This is a genomic window from Streptomyces sp. NPDC058864, assembly GCF_042742985.1.
GTDB lineage: Bacteria > Actinomycetota > Actinomycetes > Streptomycetales > Streptomycetaceae > Actinacidiphila.
The window spans coordinates 23530-45392 of the sequence record NZ_JBHYMQ010000063.1 but is presented as its reverse complement, the minus strand read 5'-3'; the positions used below and the strand labels follow the sequence as shown (position 1 = coordinate 45392).

23 protein-coding genes and 2 pseudogenes are annotated in these 21863 nt (G+C 75.0%); 17 read left to right on the top strand and 8 right to left on the bottom strand.

The genetic code is table 11. The annotated features are described in order from the left end of the window. Positions 1-395: 395 nt before the first annotated feature. The 4 genes and pseudogenes from ACFW3D_RS33035 to ACFW3D_RS33020 all read right to left on the bottom strand — a co-directional run. Positions 396-633 (bottom strand): annotated as a pseudogene (locus ACFW3D_RS33035) (sigma factor); the annotation flags it as partial. A gap of 94 nt (positions 634-727) precedes the next feature. After that, on the bottom strand, positions 728-895 hold the full coding sequence (locus tag ACFW3D_RS33030; RefSeq protein WP_500510583.1) for a hypothetical protein: 168 nt from the start codon (positions 893-895) through the stop codon (positions 728-730). 471 nt (positions 896-1366) lie between these two features. After that, on the bottom strand, positions 1367-1777 hold the full coding sequence (locus tag ACFW3D_RS33025) for a hypothetical protein (RefSeq protein WP_500510581.1): 411 nt from the start codon (positions 1775-1777) through the stop codon (positions 1367-1369). 105 nt (positions 1778-1882) lie between these two features. Further along, positions 1883-2266, bottom strand: coding sequence for a hypothetical protein (locus ACFW3D_RS33020; protein WP_500510579.1), 384 nt, complete (start codon positions 2264-2266; stop codon positions 1883-1885). A gap of 220 nt (positions 2267-2486) precedes the next feature. Between ACFW3D_RS33020 and ACFW3D_RS33015 the strand changes: the two are divergent. The 3 genes and pseudogenes from ACFW3D_RS33015 to ACFW3D_RS33005 all read left to right on the top strand — a co-directional run. Then, a pseudogene (locus ACFW3D_RS33015) lies at positions 2487-2672 on the top strand (phage holin family protein); the annotation flags it as partial. Next, on the top strand, positions 2669-3085 hold the full coding sequence (locus ACFW3D_RS33010; protein ID WP_500510576.1) for a DUF3618 domain-containing protein: 417 nt from the start codon (positions 2669-2671) through the stop codon (positions 3083-3085). The pseudogene ACFW3D_RS33015 and the gene ACFW3D_RS33010, both read left to right, overlap by 4 nt. Then, on the top strand, positions 3082-3348 hold the full coding sequence (locus ACFW3D_RS33005; protein WP_500510574.1) for a DUF4235 domain-containing protein: 267 nt from the start codon (positions 3082-3084) through the stop codon (positions 3346-3348). The genes ACFW3D_RS33010 and ACFW3D_RS33005 overlap by 4 nt, the downstream gene beginning before the upstream one ends. 39 nt (positions 3349-3387) lie before the next feature. Here the strand turns inward: ACFW3D_RS33005 and ACFW3D_RS33000 are convergent, their stop codons facing one another. Continuing rightward, positions 3388-4008 (bottom strand): SMI1/KNR4 family protein, encoded by a 621-nt coding sequence (locus ACFW3D_RS33000; RefSeq protein ID WP_500510571.1) that lies wholly within the window; start codon positions 4006-4008, stop codon positions 3388-3390. Positions 4009-4572: 564 nt separating this feature from the next. On the opposite strand from ACFW3D_RS33000, the gene ACFW3D_RS32995 reads away from it, so the two are divergent. From ACFW3D_RS32995 to ACFW3D_RS32950, 10 genes are all read left to right on the top strand, one after another. Then, positions 4573-5283: an STAS domain-containing protein gene (locus tag ACFW3D_RS32995; protein WP_500510570.1), complete on the top strand. Its 711-nt coding sequence runs from the start codon at positions 4573-4575 to the stop codon at positions 5281-5283. A 100-nt stretch (positions 5284-5383) separates the two neighbouring features. Continuing rightward, positions 5384-5602: a DUF5133 domain-containing protein gene (locus ACFW3D_RS32990; protein WP_500510568.1), complete on the top strand. Its 219-nt coding sequence runs from the start codon at positions 5384-5386 to the stop codon at positions 5600-5602. 87 nt (positions 5603-5689) lie between these two features. Beyond that, positions 5690-5848 carry a hypothetical protein gene (locus tag ACFW3D_RS32985; protein WP_500510567.1) on the top strand — a complete coding sequence of 53 codons (159 nt, stop codon included), beginning with the start codon at positions 5690-5692 and terminating at the stop codon, positions 5846-5848. A gap of 145 nt (positions 5849-5993) precedes the next feature. Next, entirely contained in the window at positions 5994-6698 is a 705-nt protein-coding gene (locus ACFW3D_RS32980) for a cupin domain-containing protein (protein WP_500510566.1), read from the top strand. After that, positions 6695-7711: a hypothetical protein gene (locus ACFW3D_RS32975; protein ID WP_500510563.1), complete on the top strand. Its 1017-nt coding sequence runs from the start codon at positions 6695-6697 to the stop codon at positions 7709-7711. Before ACFW3D_RS32980 ends, ACFW3D_RS32975 begins: the two co-directional genes overlap by 4 nt. After that, positions 7708-8811, top strand: a complete 1104-nt coding sequence (locus tag ACFW3D_RS32970; protein WP_500510561.1) for a hypothetical protein — start codon at positions 7708-7710, stop codon at positions 8809-8811. Before ACFW3D_RS32975 ends, ACFW3D_RS32970 begins: the two co-directional genes overlap by 4 nt. A gap of 1 nt (position 8812) precedes the next feature. After that, the gene (locus ACFW3D_RS32965; RefSeq protein ID WP_500510560.1) at positions 8813-9664 is read left to right on the top strand and encodes a hypothetical protein; all 852 of its coding nucleotides are present in this window, start codon (positions 8813-8815) and stop codon (positions 9662-9664) included. A 106-nt stretch (positions 9665-9770) separates the two neighbouring features. Beyond that, entirely contained in the window at positions 9771-10280 is a 510-nt protein-coding gene (locus tag ACFW3D_RS32960; protein ID WP_500510557.1) for a hypothetical protein, read from the top strand. 76 nt (positions 10281-10356) lie between these two features. Next, positions 10357-12129: an asparagine synthetase B family protein gene (locus ACFW3D_RS32955; protein WP_500510555.1), complete on the top strand. Its 1773-nt coding sequence runs from the start codon at positions 10357-10359 to the stop codon at positions 12127-12129. Between the two features lie 28 nt (positions 12130-12157). Next, complete coding sequence (locus ACFW3D_RS32950; protein WP_500510553.1) at positions 12158-13510, top strand: aldehyde dehydrogenase family protein; 1353 nt, start codon at positions 12158-12160, stop codon at positions 13508-13510. A gap of 91 nt (positions 13511-13601) precedes the next feature. Here the strand turns inward: ACFW3D_RS32950 and exaC are convergent, their stop codons facing one another. Next, positions 13602-15125 (bottom strand): acetaldehyde dehydrogenase ExaC, encoded by a 1524-nt coding sequence (gene exaC, locus ACFW3D_RS32945; protein WP_500510551.1) that lies wholly within the window; start codon positions 15123-15125, stop codon positions 13602-13604. A gap of 174 nt (positions 15126-15299) precedes the next feature. Here exaC and ACFW3D_RS32940 point away from each other — a divergent pair, with 174 nt between their 5' ends. Both ACFW3D_RS32940 and ACFW3D_RS32935 read left to right on the top strand, forming a co-directional pair. Continuing rightward, entirely contained in the window at positions 15300-16592 is a 1293-nt protein-coding gene (locus ACFW3D_RS32940; protein ID WP_500510548.1) for a GAF domain-containing protein, read from the top strand. A gap of 131 nt (positions 16593-16723) precedes the next feature. Further along, positions 16724-17776, top strand: a complete 1053-nt coding sequence (locus ACFW3D_RS32935) for a sulfite oxidase (protein WP_500510591.1) — start codon at positions 16724-16726, stop codon at positions 17774-17776. 18 nt (positions 17777-17794) lie between these two features. Here the strand turns inward: ACFW3D_RS32935 and ACFW3D_RS32930 are convergent, their stop codons facing one another. Further along, positions 17795-18139, bottom strand: a complete 345-nt coding sequence (locus ACFW3D_RS32930; RefSeq protein WP_500510545.1) for a hypothetical protein — start codon at positions 18137-18139, stop codon at positions 17795-17797. Positions 18140-18228: 89 nt separating this feature from the next. On the opposite strand from ACFW3D_RS32930, the gene ACFW3D_RS32925 reads away from it, so the two are divergent. Next, positions 18229-19116: a helix-turn-helix domain-containing protein gene (locus tag ACFW3D_RS32925; RefSeq protein WP_500510543.1), complete on the top strand. Its 888-nt coding sequence runs from the start codon at positions 18229-18231 to the stop codon at positions 19114-19116. Here ACFW3D_RS32925 and ACFW3D_RS32920 read toward each other — a convergent pair. Then, complete coding sequence (locus ACFW3D_RS32920) at positions 19113-19859, bottom strand: GNAT family N-acetyltransferase (protein WP_500510541.1); 747 nt, start codon at positions 19857-19859, stop codon at positions 19113-19115. The genes ACFW3D_RS32925 and ACFW3D_RS32920 overlap by 4 nt on opposite strands. Positions 19860-20058: 199 nt before the next feature. Here ACFW3D_RS32920 and ACFW3D_RS32915 point away from each other — a divergent pair, with 199 nt between their 5' ends. Then, positions 20059-21831, top strand: a complete 1773-nt coding sequence (locus ACFW3D_RS32915; RefSeq protein WP_500510539.1) for an MOSC domain-containing protein — start codon at positions 20059-20061, stop codon at positions 21829-21831. Positions 21832-21863 lie beyond the last annotated feature (32 nt).

The following is a 21863-nucleotide window of genomic DNA, read 5'->3' as shown; positions in this document are numbered from 1 at the left end:
CTGGACGACGACGGCGCGCACGGGACCGGGGTCCGGGCAGCCGGGGATCGGGGCAACGGAATCGGGGGGCCGAGGATCGGGGCGGCCCGGGTTCAGGGACTGGCGGTCCCGCTCGGGCTGACGCTGCCGGTCGGCGGGTTCGTGGCGGCGCCGGAGGCCGTCCCGGTCGGGAGCCCGCCGTAGCCGCTGTAGCCGCCGTCGCCGGTGCCGGCGAACGACGACGAGGGTGTCCGCGTGGGCGCGCCGGAATCGGTCGCGGTGGGGTCGGCGCCGCCCTGGCTCGTGGTCGGGGAGGCCGGGCTCGTGCTCGTCGAACCGCCGGGACTCGGATAGGGCGTGCCGGTCGCCGGCGGGGTGCCGGCCGGCTGCGGCGCCGGGGCGGCGGGCTCGTTCGCACCGAAGGCGCCGGGCCGAACGGGCCGCGGCCCGTGCCAGCACCTTGCGCACGTACGCCTCGGGCGCCTGGTCGGCGACCCGCGGCCAGGCGAACCAGAGTTTGACCAGGGCTTCCTGCAGCAGGTCCTCGGCGCGGTGCCGGTCGCCGCCGGTGAGCAGCCGGGCGAGGTGGAACAGGGCGGACCATCGGGCTGCCACGAAATCGTCGAACCCCCCATCGGTCCGGGAATCCCCCATCAGCACCGCCCGCCCCTTGCTCTCGCCGAACCCTTACGTCATGGAAAAGGCATCAGCATGCCTCGCGCTATGCAGGTCCGGGCTGTGATCCGGGTCACGCGGGCGGGGGCGGCGGCCAGGAGCCGGTCGAGGTCGCACCGCAGGTGAGGCCGTCGCGGTCCTCGGCCGGTACGACGGAGACCGGGGCGAGTCCGCCGATGCGGCCGGGCACCTGGGCGCCGATGGAGCGTGCGGGGCGGCCCTCGGCAAACCCGCGGCACATGTCCGCACCGGCCTCCGCAGGACACGTACGGCGCCGTGCCGCGCGAACCCCCCGGCACGTGGGGTGGGGTTGAAGGACCGCCAGGTGTGTCCCACGGGGCTACGGGATCGCCCCACGTTGAAGGAGGCGACGGCGCGGAGCGCCCCGGGGCGGCGGGCGCTGCGCGATCGGGGAGCGCGCACACTGGCCCTCGGGCCACTGTCGGCGGCGGCCCTGCGCCAGTTGGCGACGGACGTCCTCGGAGCGGCGCCGACGCCCGCCCTGTCCCGGCCCGCCTGACCCGGGGGGCGGCCGGTCCCTGATGCTGCTCGGCACCGGGGCGCCGGCGGATCTGGTGCGACGGCTCAGGTAGCCGCCCTCCGGGCCCTCGATCACGGGTTCCAGGCAACACTCACAGTCGTACGCCATCCGGACGGTCGCGGGCCGGCGGTTCCGGTGAGGTGGCGGAACCGCCGGACGCCGCGCGGACGGTCAGAGCCTGACGCTCCGCCGGCTGACGGGGACGCCGTCGCCGTCGACCCAGCCGAGGACCAGCCGGCGGAACTCCGTGTGGCTGATCATGCGGGTGGTGGTGTCCGCGGAGCCGCACTGGGCGCCGATCTCCCGGCCCTGGCCGTCCTCCTCGCCGTCGTCGGTGGCGAGGTAGAGGCAGCCCGGGTCGTCGACCTCCTTGGTGACGAGGGCGTCGACCTCCCAGCCGCGCCCGGCCCGGTGGACGGTGATCACGGCGTGGCCGACGCGCCCCGAGTCGTAGACGGCGAGTCGTACGCTCCGGCCGCCGTCGCGGTGCGGGGTCCAGCCGTCCGCGGCCCGGACGGAGGGCGCCGCGGACAGCAGCACGGCCGCGGACAGGACGGACACGGCGACAGGGCGGACACGCACGACGGCCTCCAGGTCGGATGCGACGGCCACCGGTCGGCGGCCGCCCCCATCCAAACCCCCGGACCCGGCCCGGGCCCCGGCGCGGCACGCCGGGCGGGCCCTTGATCACTCCGCTGGCGGCTTCCCCGCCGCGCCGGCCAGCAGTACGAGTGCCGCCGCGCCGGCGACGGCGGCCACCGTGCCCGCGGTGCGGAAGCCATGCGAGGAGCGCCAGGACAGCACCGACCAGCGCGACTGGGCGGACAGCACCGAACCCACGCTCAGCCAGGAACCGGCCGACAGCAGCGACAGGGCGGAACCGGAGGAGCCCGCGGACAGGGCGCTGCCGATCGAGCCGACGGACAGCACCGAGCCGACGGAGCCGATGGAGAGCACGGAGCCCACCGAGCCGATGGAGAGCACCGAGTCCTTCGACCACAGGGACAGGGTGGAGCCCCGGCCGGTGGAGCCCGCACGGGCGGCCGACCGCAGTGTGGAGGGTTTCGTCATGGTCTCCATCCTGCCGAACGCGGGCCCGTTCCAGCACGCCTGACGTCAAGTCAGGGAGGTGATGGCGCGTGAGCCGGGGCGGACCGGGAAGGCGCGCAGTGAGGGGGGTGGGGCGCACGGAGGACCGGCGCGGAGCGGACGGAGGCAGGTGAGGGCCCGTGAGCGCGACCGGGCACCGCGGCGGCGGTGACGAACGGGTGGGCGATCCGGTGCCCGCGCGTCGGAGCGGGCGTCGCGACCGGTGCGCGAGGAACTGCGGCCGGCCCAGGCGGAGATGGCACGCAAGGGCCGGCGCTCCGGCCCGGGCGGCCGCCTGTTCGGCGGGGCGGGCCTGTTCACGGCCGGGACCGCCATCGACAGCGTCAAGGCCGGCATCGCCGAACTCAGGGAAAGGGCACACCGATGACGAGCGACAAGTCACCCACGACCGACGAACTGCGACAGCGCGTCGAGGCGACGCGCGAGGAACTGGGCCGCACCGTCGCGGCACTGGCGGCGAAGACCGACGTCAAGGGCCGTCTGTTGGAGCGGGCGGGCCAGGCCGGGGCCAAGGCGCACGGGGCGGCGTCCCGGATAGCCGAACTCGTCCGGGAGAAGACCCCGGAACCGGCCCGCGACAGGGCGGTGAAGGCGGCCGTGCGGATGCGGCTGCGGGCCGTGCAGGCCGGCCGTACCGCCCGTGCGAAGGCACCGGCGGCACGGGCGCGTGCCGGACAGACCGCGCGGGCCGCCCGGGCCCACCGGGCGCCCCTGCTCGGCGCCGGCGCCGCGATGGGGGTGTTGCTGCTGGTGCGCCGCGCCAGGAGGAGGCGCGGGTGAAGGCGTCGAGCATCGTCTACAAGCCCGTGGGCATGACCCTGGGCGCGGTCTCCGGGCTGATCGCCGGCGCACTGTTCAAGCGGGCCTGGAAGACCCTCGGCCACGAACAGGACGCGCCCGGCGCCACCGACGAGGACCGCTCCTGGGCCGAGGTACTGGCCGCGGCGGCCCTGCAGGGCGCGATCTTCGCCTTCGTCAAGGCGGCGGTCGAGCGTGGGGGTGCGACCGCCACCCGGCGGCTCACCGGTGTGTGGCCCGGTTGAGGCGGACGTGGTGGCCGGCGCTCACGTGCGGGCCGGCGCTCACGTCGTACGGGCGGTCTCCCGCAGCCAGGCGTCGTACCACGTGGCGAAGGTGAGCAGGGTGCCGTCGGGCCCGGTGGCCGGGCGCAGGTCGAGGTCGTCGGCCCTCTCGTCGTCCCAGATCTGACCGGCCGCCGGGCCCGACACGACCAGCCACTGCCGCTGCGCGCAGCCCAGGTGGCACAGACAGACGGCACCGACGGTGCGGTCATCGCCCCACAGCAGGGGTGCCCAGTGCTCGTCCCATGCCTCGAAGGCGGCGTCGAACTCCTCGATGTCCTCGAAGTCCTCCTCCTCCGGGCAGGCGGCCGCCATGGCGGCCAGTTCCGCGGCCGTCGCCCGCGTCGTGGGGAAGGGTTCCGCCAGCCGGTCCAGGTCCGTGAGGTCGGCGCCGTCGCCGTGCCACGCCCAGCGGCCGTCCGCGCCGCGGCGGACCGGGAACACCCCGTAGGCAGGGCCCGCTCCGCCGGCGCCCATGAGGAGCAGGAACTGCCGGTACTCCTCCGGCAGGCGCACGCCGATCTGGCCCTCCAGCTCGGCCAGTTCGCCCGGGATGAGCGGCTTCTCCAGGCCCGTCACCCGTTCCCGCAGCCCGGCCCACCGTTCACTCGCACCGCTCATGGGGCGGACGCTACCTCACGGGCCGGATGTCAGTGGCGGCGCCTACCGTGGTGCTTGTCCCGATCCGTATGGCTTCTCGGAACCGGACCCCGGAGAGCCGGCCCTGTGGCGGGGCCGGCCTCCCTCATGGACAGGAGGCACGACGACCGACGGCGGCTAGCTGATCAACGACGGCAGCCACTCCTTCCGCAACCCCGCGGGCGCCCGCGCCCGGCCCGCCGCCCGGCTCGAGAGGATCGCACGGGCCCTGGCGCCCCGATCCCTGCCGCTCCCCCGCTCCCCCTGCTTCCCCGCCGTCGGCCGGGGCACATCGGGGGCTTCCGCATCACGCGGCCGAGGAGGCCGGCCGGGCGCCGGACGGGCAGCCCGCCCCCGCCGCGACGCGCGGGCGCGCGCTCTCCCGCGCACCGGGCGCCAAGCCGCCCTCCAGCACATATCATTCCGATGTCACCCCTTTGCCCGGAAATGTTCATGCGGGCCTCCGGGTGTCGTTCATGTCTTCCGATCTCTCCACGCCGAGGTGCCGCACGCACCGGCGCGCAGCGAAAGTGCAGGAGGTACGGCATGTCGGACCGGTCTCCCGATCTGCGGGTGCACTCCGTTCCCGCGGGGCCCGAACTCGCCGGGCAGCACGAGTCCCATACGCGCCTGACCGTCCTGCTCGGTCCCGGCGGCACCGCGCGCACCGAGGCCGTCCTGATCGGCGAGCTCGACGCCGGCACCGCGCCGGAGCTGCGCCGCGCCCTCTTCGCCGCCCTGGAGGCGGGCGACGGCCTCGACCTGGACCTGCGCGACGTCACCGGCTGCGACGGCGCTGGGCTGAACGCCCTGCTCGAGCTGCGCAACCGCGCCATGGCCGCGCACCGGACGCTGACCGTGACCGCCGCCAGCGACACCGTCCTGCGGCTGCTCGACCTCACCGGCAACCGAGGGGCGCTCACCCCGTCCCGCCCGTCGGCCCGCCGGCTCGGCGCGGACGTCCGGCGGCTGTACACGGCGGTGTGCCTGGCCCTGCTGGACGCGGGGCTGCCGCTCGCCCAGCACGGCGGCGAGGACCGCCCCGTCGTGGAGGCCGGGCCCCGGGGCGTGGTCGTGCGCTGGGACACCCTGCTCGGCACCGGCGCCACGGCGACCCATCCGCCCGGGGCGCACCGCCGTCCCCTGCACAAGGCGGTGCTGGACGCGCTCGCCCTCGCCGGTTTCCGCACCGTCGAGGACAGCACGGCGACCCGCGAGATCATCGTCACGGCCCTGCCGGAGCGGACCCGCCGCTGATCCCCCTCCGTGCCGCCGCTGCGTGCCCTGACGAAGTCGGGGTAGGCGGCAGCCAGGTACGCGGGCTTGATCCCAGGCCCCGGCCCCTCAGGAGGACGACGTGCTGCTGGCCCACCCCGCCGTGCTGAACGACCTGGTCGACCGTTTCGAGACGCTGCGGCTGCTCGACCCCGGGGACCCCGAGGTGCGGCGCCGGATGGCGGACGTCTCGTACACGCTGTGCGTGGCCACCGGCACGCGGGACGTCGACGCGGCGCTGATCGCGGCCCGGCTGCGGCTGCCGGGGGCCCGTCCGGAGGACGACTCGGTGCTCGCCTGACGGAGCGTCCGCGTCTGCCACCCCCCGGCGCAGTGCGGCACTGCTGCGGCCGGGGGCGTCGCAGGCCGCCTGACCCACCCGCCGGTCATGGAACCCGCGCCGGCCGAGGCCGTGGTCCGCGCCCTGTTCGACCACGTACGCGACGTCCTGGAGGGCAACGGCACCCGCGTCCGGCGCGATCCGTTCCGGCGCACCGGCGACCTCCGCGACGTGGCCGCGGCAGGCGTCCGCCGCACCCGCGCCTGAGCACGACCGTCTCCACTGTCACCGGGCCGCGTTCACCCACCGTTCGACCGCGCGCCACCCCTCGGCCCGCACGGGACCTCGTCAGGTTCCGGAACGGCGGCATACCATACGCATGCGTACGGAGCGGCACTTGGGGGAGGCACGCTTGTTCGGCAGCACGCGTGGAAAGATGCCGGAGCTGCCGCGCGGTGTGCGGCTGTACCGGCTGGGCCCGGACGGCTCCGTCGTCCTCGCCGATCGTGACGGCACCCGGGACCTGCGGCCCGAACAGGACCTCTTGCGGTTCATCGACGACGGACAGTTCGCGCACTACCTCGTGGGGGACGCCGCCACGTCCCCCGAACGCCCTTCCAACGCCACCGTCAAGCTCGGCATCGTCGGCCCGCGCAGCGCCTTCACCCCGCACGCGCACGGCGGGGAGCACTTCGTCCTCAGCCTCGGCCACGGGGCCTGCGGGCTGTACGACGCCGAACGCGGCCAGGTCACCGACGTCCCGCTCGTGCCGGGCGAGTTGATCCGGATCCCGGAGATGGTGCCGCACTCCTTCGCCAACCGCGGCACCGCCCCGCTGACCCTCCTCGCCGCCAACACCGGCTTCGGCATCGACCACGAGGACTACGCCATCACCGCCCCCGAGGCGGAGCGCAGGGCCGCCGGGGCGCCGCACGCAGCCGCCCCGCCCGGCGGGCGCACGGGCACTCTCGCCCGTACCGACTACCTGGTCCTCGCCGCCGCCCTGCGCGACGTCGAGCGGGCCCAGCGGTTACGCGGTCCGGGCGTCACGACCGCGCGGGAGCGACTGGCCGCCCGGCTGCGCCGGCTGGCCTGGGGACTGGAGGGCCGCCGGTGATCTGCCCGCACTGCGAGAAGTCGCTGCTGCGCAAGGAGCGGCCCGGCAACGTCTGCGGCAAGTGCGGGCGCCGGTACGCGCTAGATCCCAAGACCAATGCGATGCGCCTGAGCGACCTCCGGGTCCGCCGGATCGCGATGCGCCTCACGCAGGACGGACAGGTCCCGTGCACATCGGGGCAGTTGTGGTACGCCCTCTCGCGCACGTCGCTGCGGACCGCGTGGGGCACGGTGGGCTGCGCCGTCCTGCCGGCCATCGTGGGTGTCGTGGCCGGGCTCGTCGGGCTGGGCCAGGGCTCCGTCGCCTTCGGTGTCATCGGCGGTGCGGCGCTGCTCTTGGCGTGCGGGTTCGTGGTCGCCGAGGTGAAGGGGGTGGGCCGGGGCCGGCCGCGGCTCGCCCGGGACGCCTTCCGGGCCGGGCCGCTCGAGGACTGGAAGCGGGTCTACGGCTCGCTGCCGACCGGGGTGGTCGACGACAGCCGCTATCCCCGGACGCCCCACGAGGCCGGCGCCCTGGTGCTGGTCTGCCCCGACCGCTCGGTGGCCGTCTTCGTCGAGGCCTCGGGGCTGGCCGCCCGTCACCGGCTGACCCTCGTCGTCGGACCGGGGGCGCTGCCCGCCCCCTCCGGCCCGGGCCCCGTCCTGGTCCTCCACGACGCCGACGCGGACGGGCTGCTCCTCCCCCACCAGGTGCGCTCCGCGCTGCCCGGGCGCCGGGTCGTCGACATCGGCCTGCCGCTCGGCGCCGTGTACGGGCGTGACCGCGCGGTGCCGGTACGCGGCGACAGGCCCGGCCAGGAGGTCATGCGGGCCCTGGAGGCCACCGGGGAGTACAGCGGTGAGCAACTGACCTGGCTGCGCCGGGGCTGGGGGTTCCCGCTGGTCGGGGTGGCTCCGGCCAGGCTCCTGGCCGCCGTGGCCAGGGCCGCGGAACGGGCCGGGGAGCAGGCCGAACCGCAGGGCCGCCGGGCCGCCGCCCTCGGCTTCATGACCTGGCCGGGGGAGGGACCGTGATCTGCCCCAACTGCCGTGCGTCGCTGCTGCGCAAGGAGCGTTCCGACAGCGTCTGCGGCAAGTGCGGACGCCCGTTCGCCCTCGACCCCAAGGTGCACGGCAGGGGCATGCACGACACGCGGATCCGCCGCGTCGTGGAGAAGGCCACCGACGGGGGCCGCCGCAACGTCACCGTCACCCAGCTCTGGTACCTGGCACGGACCGCGAACCCCCGCCGGGCCGCGGGCCCGGACAACAGCATCTCCCCGCGGACCGCGCACTCCATCGGGGCTGTACTCCTCCTCGGGTTGGTGCTGCTCGGCTTCATCGTGCACGGTCAGTCCTTCGCGACGATCCTCCTGTGCGTGGGCACGGCGGTGTCCGCCCTCGTGTACGGGGCCGCGCTCAACGCGCGGAACCAGTCCGGGGCGCCCGCGCACGCCTCCGTGGTGCCAACGCAGGCGAGTTTCCGGTTGATGATCTGCAATCGATGGGCGCAGGTGTACGGCAGCCTGCCACCAGGGATCGTCGACGACCGGCGGGGCCGGGAGGCCCCCGCGTACGGGCACCGGCCGGGAACCGTGGAGCTGCTCTGCCCGGACCCGGCCGTCCGCGTCTTCCTGGCCGCCAACGACCTTCCGGCACGACTGGACCTGGCCCTCGCCGCCGACGTCGGGGAACTCTCCGGGACCGGGACCGGGACCGGGACCAGGCCCGTGCTCGTGCTCCACGACGCGGGTCTGCGCGGCCTCCAGCTGGTGGCGGACGCCCGCGCGCGACTGCCCCGGCGGGTGGTCGTGGACGCGGGGCTGCCGCTGCGGGTGGTCGTCAGCAACGGGAAGGCCGTGGTGCTCCACGAGGATCCACCGGCGAGCGTGCTGGAGGAGCGACCGGAGTGGCTGCGCCGGCTCGCGCAGGAGGCACCGGACGACGCCGAATGGCTGCTCCAGGGCTGGTTCAGCCCGCTCGCCGCCGTCCCGCCCGCTGTACTGGAGTCCGCGGTCGTGCGGGCCGTCCGGGAGGCCCGCGACGCTGCCGACCGAGAGCAACGCGAAGCCGAGGCCGCCGGTTTCCTGAACTGGCCGCGGTCCCCGGAGCCGGCGGTGGAGGATGGGTACTGACATGCCGGAACCCATACGTCCCGTAGGGCGGCTGCTGCTGGAGCGGGCGATCGGCGTCGCCGGTCGGCGTGCCGCGTCCCCCGGGGGTCTGCGCTTCACCGAGCGGCAGCTGTACTACGAGACGTGCCGCGTGCTGCGCCCCACGCCCGCACCGCTCCGGCGCATCACGCGCACCACGGCCCCGCCGCTGCGGCTGTCCCGTTTCACGCAGGCACTGCGCGGCAGGGAGCCCGCCGGGCTCCTGCCCGCCGCACCGACCGGTGGCGCCGGGATCGGCGGGATCGGCGGGCCGGGCCGGGAACCCGATCTCCACGACTACGGGCTGCCCCGGCTGCTGGTCTGTCAGGACCGTTCCATCGCCCGGATGCTGCTGGCGAACCATGTGCACCTGGAGGCGGGCTGCCCCGTACTGGACGCCGCGGGCGGCCTGCCGCTCGACGCGCGGCTCGTGGAGGCCCTGGAGCGCGCCGGGGACGCCACCGTGCACGTCCTGCACGACGCGAGCCCTTCCGGGATCGCCCTGCCCGGCCGGGTGCGCGAGGCGCTGGGCACGGAGGCGGTGCACGTCGTCTCCCTCGGGCTCGTCCCCCGGCACGCCGAGGCGATGCGCCTGGTGTCCGGGCGCGGGCGCCGTCCCGTCCCGCCCCTCGGGCCGCTGCCACAGGGCCTGCGGCCGCGTGAGGCCGAGTGGCTCGCCGCGGGCCGGTTCGCCGAGGTCGCCGCGGTGCCGCCGGCCCGGCTGCTGCGCACGGTGCTGCGGCTCACCCGCGGTCCGCGGCCGCCCCGTCACTCCGTGTGGGGCGATCTGCGGGAGCTGCGTGCCTCCGGGTTCATGACCTGGCCCGACGCATGAGCCGAAGGGGAACCCGTGCCCGCACCCGATCCAGCTCCCGTTCCAGCTCCCGATCCCGACGCGAGGACCGTATGCCCGGACAGCGCAGACCCCAGGACGGAGGAACATGATCCGCCCCCGCGAGATCGGTTACACCGACACCCTGCTCGCCGACTGCAGTGTCCACCGCACCTACGAGGACGGCCGGCAGGAGTGGCGCCGGCGCGGCCCGAACGGGGTGGTGCACTGGCACGACGGCCAGGGCGGCGACGGGACCGACGAACAGCTGGGCCACCGGATCGTCAAGCGCGTGCTCGCCGACGGCACGGTGACCTACGGGCGCGACATCGGCTACGGCCGGACCCTCTGGGGACGCGGCGACACCCTGACGGTGAACCGGACGTCCTTCGGCGGCCGGATGGGAGCGGCCCTCGTCGGCCTCGGGGTGGCGGGACTGGCGATCAGCGCCGCGCAGCTCCCGCCGCTCAGCCTCACGCCGGAAGAGGAAGAGGAGCTGCGCCGGCAGGCACAGGGTTCGTCGTCCGGCGGAGGGGCCGACGGCGGTGACGGAGGCGGTTGGGACGACGGGGACTGGGACGACGACGACGGCGGCTGGACCGACGACGACTTCGGCTGACCCGACGGCCGGACCCGGGCGACCGGCGGGCGGACCCTCCCGGCACGAGTACGCGACGACAGGAAAGGACTCTCGGATGGCGCGCTTCTGCGTCTGCCTCGCACCGGCCACCCCGCCCGCCGACGGCCCGCCCGCCGACGGCCGGCCCACGGCGGCCGACGCCCACCTCACGGCCATGGGCGCCCGGCCCGTCGGACCGGGGCTGGCCCTCGTACGCGAGGAACCCGGTTGCGCGCAGGGGCCGTTCGACGCCCACGGGATGCGCGCCGTCGGCGAGGTCACCCTGCACAACCGCGGCGCGCTCCTCGACGCCCTCGCCGCGGACCGCGCCCCCGCGCCGCCCGGCACGGGCGACGGCGAACTGCTGCTGCGCTGCTGGGCCCGGCTCGGCGAACGGGGCGTGGCGCTGGCCGACGGCATGTTCGTGCTCGCGGTCCTCGACGGCGACGACCTCGTACTGATCCGCGACCACGTCGGCGCGCGCACCCTCTTCTACGCCCGGGCCGCCGGCGCCTGGGCGGCCTCCACCTCCCTGCGGACCCTGCGCCGCTGGCCCGCGCTGGGCACCCGCATGAACCTGTCCGCCGTCCGTTCCTTCCTCACCTTCGCCTATCTGCCGGGTGAGGAGACATTGCTGGAGGGCGTACGCGAGGTGCTCCCCGGCCGGGTGCTGCGGCTGGCGGGCGACGGAACGGTGACGGAGACCGTCCACTGGGAGCCCCGCGAGCTGCCGGGCGGATCCGGCGACCCCGTCCTCACTCTGCGCGCCCTCCTCGAGGACGCCACAGCGCGGCGGCTGCCCGAGGCGGAGGCCGTAGGGGTCCTGCTCTCCGGCGGGATCGACAGCTCGCTCGTCACCGCGCTCGCCGGGAAGCTGCACAGTCACCCCGTGCACACGTACTCCATCAGCTTCGGCGACGAACTCCCCAACGAATTGGGCTACTCGGGACTGGTCGCCGCCCACTGCAACACCCGCCACCGGGTGCTGACGGTCTCCGGCGCCGCGGTCGCCGCCCGGCTCGCCGGTACCGCCGCCCTGCTCGACAGCCCGGTCGGCGACCCGCTGACGGTGCCGAATCTGCTGCTGGCCGAGGCCGTGGCAGGGGACGGGCTCGGGGTCGTCCTGAACGGCGAGGGCGGCGACCCGGTGTTCGGCGGGCCGAAGAACCTCCCGATGCTGGTGCAGGAGATGCACGCCTCCGCACCGGGAGCCCGCGGGGAGCCCTGGTACGAGGACCGGGCCACCGCCTATCTGCGGTCCTACCGCAAGTGCTGGACCGACCTCCCGGACCTGCTGACCGTCAACGCGCTGTCCGCGCTGGCGAACGCGCCGGCCCCGCAGCGCTTCGTCGAGCCCTACCTGACGGGCCCGGGCCGGATGACGCATCTGCTCAACCAGCTGCTCCACTGCAACCTGCGGACCAAGGGCGCGCACCACATCCTCACCAAGGTCGAACGGCTGACTGCCTCGCAGGGCATCGAGGGCCGTGCCCCGCTCTTCGACCGACGCGTGGTGGACCACGCCTTCGCCACCCCGCCCGCGCTCAAGCTGCGGGGCACGGCCGAGAAGTGGGTGCTCAAGGAGGCCGTACGGGACCTGCTGCCCGCCACCGTCGTGGACCGGCCCAAGAGCGGTATGAGGGTCCCGGTGCAGCAGTGGCTGAGCGGCCCGCTGCGCGAGCTGGGGGGCGACCTGCTGCTGGGCCGGGCCGCCCGGCGGCGCGGGCTGTTCCGGCCCGAGACCGTACGGACGTGGCTGCGCGGCGAGGGCACCCTGCTCCCCCGGCAGGGCGGCAAGCTGTGGCTGGTGCTCACGCTGGAGCTGTGGCTGCGGGCGTACGACCTGTGAACGGATCCCCGATGGAGGCGACCGCCCTGTGAACACCACCCTCGTCGACCCCCGCACCGGCCGTGTCCGGGGCAGCGCCCCCGTGGGCCGCGAGGCCGAAGTGCGGTCCGCGGTCGCGGCCGCCCGCGCGGCCCTGCCCGGCTGGCGCGCGCTCACCCCGAGGGAGCGGTCGCGCCGGCTGGAACGGCTGGCGGCGCTGGTGGAGGAGCACGCGGACGCCTACGTCGCACGGGAGGCAGCCGGGACGGGCAAACCGGACTCCGAGACGACGGCGGAGGTCGAACAGGTCGCGGACCTCTTCCGGTTCTTCGCCTCCGCCGTCCGCGCCCAGTCGGCCCCGGCCGGCGGACGGCTCGTCGCCGGCCACGAGAGCTGGGTGCGCCGGGAGCCGATCGGCGTCGTCGGTGTGGTCGTGCCCTGGAACTACCCGTTGCTGATGGCCGCATGGCGGTGCGCGCCGGCCCTGGCCACCGGCAACACCGTGGTGGCCAAGCCCGCGGAGACCACCCCCGACACCCTGCAGCTGCTGGCCGGGCACGCCGAGCAGGCGCTCGGTCCCGGTGTCCTCACGGCCGTTCCGGGCGACCGGCAGACCGGCCGGCTGCTGGTCGGGGCCGACGTCGACATGGTCGCGTTCACCGGCAGCGCGACCGCGGGGGCCGACGTGGCGGCGCGCGCCGCGGGTCGCCGGGTCAGTCTCGAACTCGGCGGGAACGCCCCGGTGCTGGTCCTGCCCGACGCACCCGACGACACCTGGGCACAGCTCGCCCGGGCCTGCACCTACAACGCCGGGCAGAGCTGCGCGGCGCCCGCCCGGGTCATCACGCTGCGCGAGAACCACGAGGAGACGGTGGAGCGGCTGGTCGCCGCGATGCGGGAACGCCTCGCGGGGCGGGACTTCGGCCCGCTCAACAACCCGGATCAGACGGCCCGTTACGACGGCCTCGTCAAGGCCTCGGCCGCCGGCCGGAACATCGCGGCCGACATCGCCCCGCGACCCGGCGAGGAGAACGGCTTCTGGCGCCCCGCCCGGATCCTGGCCGACCTCCCCGACGACGACCCGGCGGTGGTGGAGGAGGTCTTCGGCCCGCTGCTCACCGTGCAGCGGGCCACCGGCCTGGACGCTGCCGTGGCGCTGGCCTCCGGGGTCACGCAGGCCCTTGCCGCGTCCGTGTGGACCCGCGACCTGGCCACGGGGCTCGACCTCGCCGGCCGCCTGGACGCCGGCGAGGTCTGGCTCAACTGCCACCTCGTGCAGACGGCCGAACTCCCCCACGGCGGCCGCGGCGCCTCCGGCCACGGCACGGACCTGAGCACGCTGGCCCTGCACGAGTACCAGCGCCCCAAGACCGTGACCGCCCGGCTGACGGGCGGGAGCTGACCCGCGTGGCGGACGCCGGCACACAGACGTGGCCGCCGCGGCGGAGGGCGCCCGGCCGGGTGGTTCCGGCTCGGGCGCCCTCCGTTGCGGTCTAGAAGAAGCCGAGCTTCTTCGGCGAGTAGGACACCAGAAGGTTCTTGGTCTGCTGGTAGTGGTCGAGCATCATCTTGTGCGTCTCGCGGCCGATGCCCGACTGCTTGTAGCCGCCGAAGGCGGCGTGCGCCGGGTACGCGTGGTAGCAGTTGGTCCACACGCGGCCCGCCTGGATGGCGCGGCCGGCGCGGTAGGCGGTGTTGCCGTCGCGGGTCCACACGCCGGCGCCGAGGCCGTACAGCGTGTCGTTGGCGGTGGCGATGGCGTCGTCGAAGTCGCCGAAGGAGGTGACGGCGACGACGGGGCCAAAGATCTCCTCCTGGAAGACGCGCATGCGGTTGTCGCCCTCGAGGATGGTCGGCCGGACGTAGTATCCGCCGGCGAGTTCGCCGCCCAGGTCGGCGCGTTCGCCGCCGGTGAGGACCTTGGCGCCCTCCTGCTGGCCGATGTCGAAGTAGGAGAGGATCTTCTCCAGCTGGTCGTTGGAGGCCTGGGCGCCGATCATGGTGGAGGTGTCCAGCGGGTGGCCCTGGACGATCTTCTCGGTGCGGGTGACGGCCGCCTCGAGGAAGGCGTTGTAGTGGCCGCCCTGGATCAGCGCGCGGGACGGACAGGTGCAGACCTCGCCCTGGTTGAGGGCGAACATCGTGAAGCCCTCGAGCGCCTTGTCGTAGAAGTCGTCGTCGGCGGCGGAGACGTCGTCGAAGAAGATGTTGGGGCTCTTGCCGCCGAGCTCCAGGGTGACCGGCTTCAGGTTCTGCGAGGCGTACTGCATGATCAGCCGGCCGGTGGTGGTCTCGCCGGTGAAGGCCACCTTGGCGACGCGCGGGCTGGACGCGAGCGGCTTGCCGGCCTCGACGCCGAAGCCGTTGACGATGTTGACCACGCCGGGCGGCAGCAGGTCGGCGATCAGGCTCATCCAGAAGTGGATGGAGGCCGGGGTCTGTTCGGCCGGCTTGATGACGACGGCGTTGCCCGCGGCGAGGGCCGGGGCGAGCTTCCACGTCGCCATCAGGATCGGGAAGTTCCAGGGGATGATCTGCGCGACGACGCCCAGCGGCTCGTGGAAGTGGTAGGCGACGGTGTCGTCGTCGATCTCGGCAAGGCTGCCCTCCTGGGCGCGGATGGCACCCGCGAAGTAGCGGAAGTGGTCGATGGCCAGCGGGATGTCGGCGGCGAGGGTCTCCCGGACCGGTTTGCCGTTCTCCCAGCTCTCGGCGACGGCCAGTTCCTCCAGGTGCGCCTCCATGCGGTCCGCGATCCTGCCCAGGACATTGGCCCGCTCGGTCACCGACGTACGGCCCCAGGCCGGCGCGGCCGCGTGGGCGGCGTCCAGGGCCCGTTCGACGTCCTCGGCGGTGCCGCGGGCGATCTCGGTGAAGTCCTCGCCGGTGACCGGGGTCGGGTTGCCGAAGTACTCGCCGCGGGCGGGCGGGACGTACTCGCCGCCGATCCAGTGGTCGTAGCACGATTGGTACGACATGATCGCGTCGGTGGTACCGGGGTTGGCGTACCGGGTCATGGGGCGGCCTCCCATTGCGAGCCGCCCGCTCCGTCGCGGACGGCGGTTGGGGGGGACCGTAGGACGCCCAAGGTTGCAACAGGGTTGCGGCGGAGCGCCACCGCGGAACTACACTCGGCAGCACCCCACCCGGTGCCGCCGGGCACCGGTCCGTGCCGACTCCCGGGGACGGCCATGACTGTCTCGTACGCGGCGTCCTACGCGGCCTGGCCGCCGGGGACCGATCCGGACCTCCTGCGACGGGACGTCGCGCGCGCCCACGAGGAGTTCCTGACGACAGGACGCCCTCCGCGGCCGGTGCGCGACGTCGTCCTCGACTCCTGGCAGCGCTCGCTCAGCCGCGGCGTGGACCCGGAGGCCGACGGCCCCCGCTCCCCCGGGCTCGGCGCGGCGGAGTTGCGGGAGTACAGGCGGCAGCACCCGATGGCGGCGGTGCTGCCCGTGGTGCGCAGCCTGCTCGTCGAACCGGCCCAGGACAGCGACCAGTTGGTGGCGGTCGGCGACGAACACGCCCGACTGCTGTGGGTGGAGGGCACGCCGGGGCTGGCGGCGCGGGCCGAACGGATCGGCTTCGTCGAGGGCGCGGAATGGGCGGAGGACGCGGCCGGCACCAACGCGCCCGGCACCGCGGTCGCGCTGGGACGGCCCCTGCAGATCTACGCGGGCGAGCACTTCATCCGTCCGGTGCACCCGTGGAGCTGCTCGGCGGCCCCGGTGCGCGACCCGGACAGCGGCGCGGTCATCGGCGTGATCGACCTGACCGGCGGCGACCACATCGCGGCCCCGCACGCCCTGGCCCTGGTGCGGGCCACCGTGGCGGCGGCGGAGGCCGAACTGCGGCTGCTGCGGCTGCGCGGCGTGCTCCCCGCGGCCCCCGCCCCGGGGGCGAAGGCCGCGGGGGCGCGGCTGGAGGTACTGGCACGCGACCGGGCACTGCTGACCTCGCCGTACGGAACGGTCGAACTGAGCCCGCGGCACTCGGAGATCGCCTTCCTGCTGGCCCGGCATCCGCGGGGGCTGGGCGCCGACGCGCTCACCGTGCGGCTGCACGAGCACGAGTCGGCGCGGGTCACCCTGCGGGCCGAGATGTCGCGGCTGCGCCGGCTGCTCGGCCCGCAGGTGCTGGGCTCACGCCCGTACCGGCTGCTGCTGCCGGCCACCACGGACGCGGACGAGGTCCGCGCGCTCCTCGCGCGCGGGGCCCACCGCCGGGCTCTGGCCCGCTACCCGGGGGCGCTGCTGCCCGGCTCGGACGCCCCGGCCATCGTCGACGCGCGCGAGGAACTCCACTGGGCGCTGCGCCGCGCCCTGCGCGACCGCGGCGACGCCAGGCTGCTGCTCGACTGGCTGGACCGGCCCGGCAACCACCACGACGTCGACCTGATGCAGGCGGCGCTGCGTGCGCTGCCCCCCGAGTCGCCGCGGCGTCCCGTGCTGCGGGCGCTGCTCGACCGGGCCCGGCTGTGACCTGGCGGGAACTGCTGTGACCTGCCGGGACCTGCCGGGACCTGCCGGGGCACACTGGTGGGGTGGATGATCCGAGCATCGCGCACGTGAGCGCCGCGTCCCGGCTGGCCGACCCGGCCGAGGGCATCGGCATGGACGAACTGGGCCTGGCGGCCCGCAACCACGCGCTGCCCCTGGAGGCCCTGCGCTACGACGTCACACCACCCGGCCTGCACTACGTGCTGGTCCACTTCGACATCCCGCCGGCCGACGCCCGCACCTGGCGGCTCACCGTCGGAGGCAAGGTCCGTACCCCGCTGGAACTGTCCGTGGACGACCTGCGCCGGTATCCGGCCGTCACGCACCGGGTCACGATGGAATGCGCCGGCAACGGCCGGGCCGGGCTGACACCACGGCCGGTCAGCCAGCCCTGGCTGAACGAGGCGGTCGGCACCGCCGACTGGACGGGTGTGCCGCTGCGCACGCTGCTGCGGGAGGCGGGTGTGGAACCCGACGCCGTCGAAGCGGTCTTCACCGGCGCCGACCACGGCGTGGAACGCGGGGTCGAGCAGGACTACCAGCGCTCGCTCACGGTCGACGCCGCCACCGCCGAGGATCCCGAGGTCCTGGTGGCGTACGCCATGAACGGGGAGCCCCTGCCGCCGCAGCACGGCCACCCCGTCCGCCTGGTCGTCCCCGGCTGGTACGGCATGGCGCACGTGAAGTGGCTGCGCGACATCACGCTCACGGACACCCCCTTCGCCGGCTTCCAGCAGGCCGTGGCGTACCGCATCCGGCAGAAGCCCGACGAACCCGGCGAGCCGGTGACCCGCATCGCGCCGCGCGCGCTGATGGTGCCGCCCGGCTTCCCCGACTTCATGACGCGCACCCGTGTCGTCCGGCCGGGCCCCCAGCGTCTGGAGGGCCGGGCGTGGTCGGGCCGGGCGCCGGTCGTCGGCGTCGAGACGAGCACGGACGGCGGCCGCACCTGGCACGCGGCCGAACTCGACGACGCGGGCCACCCCTGGGCCTGGCGGCACTGGCACACCACCTGGGACGCCACCCCCGGCCGGCACGTGCTCAGCGTCCGCGCCACCGACGCGGAGGGCCACACGCAGCCGCTGGAACAGCCCTGGAACCGCGGCGGTTTCGCGAACAACCTCGTCCAGCGCGTCCCGGTGGTGTGCCTGGCGGCCGGCGCCTGAGGCCCGCGCGGGGCGCGGTCACCCGTCGAAGGCGAGCCAGTCGAGGGCGTCGTGGGGCAGGGGGCCCAGGGCACCGCGGTCGGTGGCCCCGGCCCGTACGTCGAACCGGTCCTCCCTCCGGCCTTTCGAGACGCTCAGGACGAGTCCCGGGGCCACGTGGAAACGCGTGGCCGACCTGGGCTCCAGGGGCCGGAGGGGAACCGGGCGCAGTTCCCGGACGATCGGCGTCCCGGCAGGGCCGATGATCATGGTCGCACCACCCACGGGGAGGCGCTCCGCAGTGGATGGGGCGCCGATCAGCGCCAGCGCACGTCCTTCGTCGAGCACGTCCCCGCGGGCGGGGCCGGCGTTCCCGTCGACCATGCGGCCATCCTCCCGGGCGGTCACCGGCGGGCCGTGACTGGGGGCGGCAGGGCCAGGCACGCGGGCGGGCGGCGAACTAGCGTGGGCGCATGGACGGCTCGAACGTGATCGGCGACTTCCTGCGGGCCCGGCGGGAACTCGTCCGGCCTGAGGACGTCGGCCTCAACGGCGGTGGGCTGCGGCGCGTGCCGGGGCTGCGGCGGGAGGAGGTCGCGATGCTCGCGGGCATCAGCTCGGACTACTACCTCCGGCTGGAGCAGGGGCGCGACCGCAATCCGTCGGTACAGGTCCTGGAGGCACTGGCGGGGGTGCTGCGGCTGGACGCCGACGCCTCGGCGTACCTGATCGGGCTGGTCGGACCGCGGCCGCGCAGGACCAGGCGACCGGTGCAGGAGAAGGTGCCGGGGCACGTCCTGCAACTGATCGACCAGTTGCCGATGCCCGCGCTCGTGCAGGGCAAGTACCTCGACGTCCTGGCCGCGAACGCCATGGCGCGGGCGCTGTCCCCCAACAATGTGCCGGGGGTGAACCGGCTCCGCGCGGCCTTCCTTGATCCGGAGGAACGGGAGCTGCACCGCGACTGGCAGACCGCCACGGTGAACGCCGTCGCGAGCCTGCGCGCGGTGGCCGGTCCCGATCCCGACGACCCCCGGCTGGCGGCGCTCGTGGGGGAACTGTCGCTGAAGAGCGACCGCTTCAGGAAACTGTGGGCGCGCCACGACGTGCACCGGCGCGAGGGCGCGCTGGCCCGGATGCGGCACCCCCAGGTCGGCGACATGGACCTGTACCGGGAGAAGCTGAGCATCAACGGTGCCGAGGGACAGGTCCTGGTGATCTACCACGCCGAGCCGGGGTCGGAGGCAGCGCGCTCACTGGCCCTGCTCGGCTCGCTCGCCGCCGGCACCGCCGACCCGGACGCCCGGCCCGCGGCCCCCGTCGTCGCGGACGGGGACCGGCGGGGGACGGACCAGGTCTAGCCCTGCGTCCGCGGCGCGCGGACCAGCAGGAACAGGGTCCGGCGGCGGGGACTGAAGCCGATCGACTCGTACAGCCGCAGCGCGTTGGTGTTGCTCGCGGCGGCGTGCAGCACCGGGGTGTCCCCGCGCTCCTTGATGCCCGCGGCGACGGCGCTCACCAGTCGGGTCGCCAGGCCCCGGCCGCGGTGGCCGGGGTCGGTGCAGACGGCGCTGATCTCCGTCCAGCCGGGCGGCTGGATGCGCTCCCCGGCCATGGCGATGAGCCGGCCGTCCTCCCGGATGCCCAGGTACGTGCCGAGTTCGAGGGTCTTCGGCAGGAAGGGCCCGGGCCGGGTGCGGGCGACCAGGTCCATGACGTCGTCGGCGTCGGCGGCGCCGAGCCGTACGGCCTCCGGGGCGTGCTCGGCACGGAGCGCGGTGTCCACCATCTGCACGCCCTCGCCGCCCTCCACGACCTCCCAGTGGCCGGGGACCACCGGTGAGCCGGTGACCAGGGCGGTGCCGCCGGGGCCGAGCAGGTCGGCCAGGTCGTCCCAGGCGGCGGGGTCGGCCGGGTCGGCGAGGCCCGCGAAGACGGACACGTCGGACCGGTAGCGGGCGGCGCGGCCGTGCACCTCGGCGAAGCGGGCGTGCGGGCCGCTGAGGGCGCCCCACACGATGTTGTCCAGGGCGGGTGCGGCGCCGTTCCGGGCGGGCTCCCCACCGGGCTCGGCGGCGTGTGCGTGATCAACGGTGGTGGACATGGGTGGTGCGGGTCTCCGTCCATCGTGGGGCCGGCGCTGTCCGCTGGATCAACGCCGGCGCGCCCGCCCGCAATCCCGGCCGGGGCCGGATCCACCGTACCTGCGGTGATGGTCGCGGGTCGGCGGCCGGGTTGCGCACCGCGGGCGGCGTAATAGCGTGGCCGGGAGGCGGGGGCTCGCGCTACGAGGGAGATGGCGCATGGCCACACTGGTCGCCGTCAGCGTCGGTTTGCCCAAGGACGTGCCGTGGCACGGCCGGACGACGTACACGGGTGTCTGGAAGGAACCGGTGTCGGGCCCGCGCATGGTCCGGCGCCTCAACATCGACGGCGACGGGCAGGGGGACCTCGGCGGGCACGGCGGCGAGCAGCGCGCGGTGCTGGTGTACCAGCTGGACTCGTACCGCCACTGGCAGAGGGAGCTCGGCCGGGACGACCTCACCTACGGCAACTTCGGCGAGAACTTCACCGTGGACGGACTGCCGGACGACGAGGTGTGCATCGGCGACCGGTACCGCATCGGCGGGGCGGTCTTCGAGGTCACGCAGCCGCGGGTGACCTGCTACCGGGTCGGGATGCGCATGGCGGAGCCGAGGATGGCCGCGCTGCTGGTGGCCCACCGGCGCCCCGGCTTCTACTTCCGGGTGCTGGAGGAGGGCGAGGTCGCGGCGGGCGACGAGATCGTCAAGCTCGGGACCGGGCCGGAGGCCATGACCGTCGCCGACATCGATGCGCTGCTGTACCTGCCCGGGCATCCCCGGGACCAGGTCGAGCGCGCGCTGCGCATCCCCGCGCTGAGCCCGGGCTGGCAGGAGTCGATGCGGACGCTGCTCGACAGCCCGGCGGAGGAGGGCGGCACCGGTGCCGGCAACCCCGGGTTGACCGGGACGGCGGCCCCTCCCCCGGCCTGGCCGGGCTTCCGCCCACTGCGGGTGGACCGGGTCCGCGACGAGAGCAGCAGCATCTTCTCGCTGACGCTGGCCGCGCAGGACGGCAGCCCGCTGCCGGCCGGGATGCCGGGGCAGTTCCTCACCGTCCGGATGCGGCCCGACCCGGAGGGGCCGCCGTTGATCCGCACGTACTCGCTGTCGGGGCGGCCCGGCGCGGCGGAGTACCGGATCAGCGTCAAGCTGGAGCCGCACGGCGCGGGCAGCGGCTACCTGCGGCGGCACGTGCGGGAGGGCGATCTGCTGGACGTCGCCGCGCCGCGCGGCACCTTCGTCCTCGGGGAGGGCGACACGCCGGTGGTGCTGCTGTCCGCGGGAGTGGGCGCCACGCCGGTGATGGCGATGCTGTACGCGCTGGCCGACGCCTGCGGCCGACGTGAGGTGTGGTGGCTGCACGTGGCACGCGACGGCGAGAGCCATCCGTTCGCCGCGGAGTCCCGGGCCCTGGTGGGACGGCTGTCGGGCGCGCACGCCTACGTCGCGTACAGCAGGCCGCGGGAGAGCGACCGCGCGGGCACCGACTACACCGGGGCGGGCCGGCTCGACGCGGCGCGCATCGCCGCCCTGGACCTGCCGCCGGACGCGGACGCCTACGTCTGCGGGCCGCAGGCCTTCATGGACGACATGGCGCAGGCGCTGTCCGCGGGAGGACTGGCCGCGGACCGCATCCACATGGAGACCTTCGGCACGCTGTCGTCGATCAACCCCGGCGTGGTCGACGCGACGGCCCGCCCTCCGCACCCGCCCACCGCTCCGCCCGGTGAGCCGTCCGGCCCCTCGGTGTCCTTCGCCCGCAGCGGCCTGAGCGTGCCGTGGCACCCGGGGTACGGTTCGCTCCTCGAACTCGCCGAGGCGTGCGACGTGCCGACGCGCTGGTCGTGCCGTACCGGGGTCTGCCACACCTGCGAGACCGCGGTGCTGACCGGCGGTGTCGCGTACGCCCCGGAGCCCGTTGACGAGCCCGCCGCGGGGAACGCCCTCATCTGCTGCTCCCGGCCGCGCACGGACCTGGTGCTCGACCTGTAGGGCCGGGTTCGGCACGGGAGCCGGCGGCCGAC